This window comes from Curtobacterium sp. MMLR14_002, assembly GCF_001864975.1.
Taxonomy (GTDB): domain Bacteria; phylum Actinomycetota; class Actinomycetes; order Actinomycetales; family Microbacteriaceae; genus Curtobacterium; species Curtobacterium flaccumfaciens.
This window is the reverse complement of the sequence record NZ_MJGT01000104.1, coordinates 1-381: the sequence shown is the minus strand read 5'-3', so window position 1 is coordinate 381 and position 381 is coordinate 1. Positions and strand designations below refer to the sequence as shown.

At 57.0% G+C, this 381-nt stretch carries 1 protein-coding gene; it reads left to right on the top strand.

Translation table 11 applies throughout. The annotated features are described in order from the left end of the window. Positions 1-131: 131 nt before the first annotated feature. On the top strand, positions 132-381 hold a 250-nt coding region (locus BIU91_RS19205; RefSeq protein WP_216099680.1), incomplete at its 3' end, for a hypothetical protein.

Below are 381 nucleotides of genomic sequence, written 5' to 3'. Positions count from 1 at the left end.
CTAGTCAGTAGCCACGCCTCGGTCATGTGCACGGGGACCACTGCTACGAGCGGAAGCTCCCACCCGGCCTTGTCCGCTCCGTCGCGTATCTCGTTATACCTATGGTCGTGGTTTCGGGAATCAGAATCCCTGTGGACGAAAAGAAGATTAATACCAGTGAATTCTCGCAGAACCCGATGGACCTTGTCTTCTACGGTTGCAGACATGGGCAGAGATTCGCCGTAGGCGCTGGTTGCGCCAGCGTCGAGGAGGAGTTCTCGGATGACCGAAACAAGAGGTGCATCCGAGACGCCCTCGCACGCGAGAACAAAATTCACCTCAAGGGTCATTTCATCGACCCCTTTGCCTCAAACGCCCGCCACATTGGGGACTCTTCCGGCC